Origin of the sequence: Italian clover phyllody phytoplasma str. MA1, assembly GCF_000300695.1 — a bacterium.
Taxonomy (GTDB): Bacteria; Bacillota_I; Bacilli_A; order Acholeplasmatales; family Acholeplasmataceae; genus Phytoplasma.
Genome location: NZ_AKIM01000096.1, coordinates 1 through 265 on the forward strand (window position 1 = coordinate 1; position 265 = coordinate 265).

The 265-nt window shown below is 24.5% G+C and carries 1 pseudogene; it reads left to right on the forward strand.

Annotated features, from left to right (window positions below):
• Positions 1-185 (forward strand): annotated as a pseudogene (locus RI01_RS03850) (hypothetical protein); the annotation flags it as partial.
• Positions 186-265 lie beyond the last annotated feature (80 nt).

Consider the following 265-nt stretch of genomic DNA (forward strand, 5'->3'; position numbering starts at 1 on the left):
ATAATTTTACTTTAGATTCTTTAAATTATTTAAATGATGATTTTAATAACCAAAATAATAATCATTTTTTAGACAATCTAAAACATACCTACACCCAAGAAAAACTATTGATAAATACCTCTATCTTTTGTTCAACAATTAATCAAAACCAAATTAATCAATTAGTATCTTTAGTAGTTAATTGATTGATTTCATCTTGGAGGACTTGTTTTTCTTGTAGTGAACCATCAAAGTGGTACCAAAAGACAACAACTAATTGAACCAA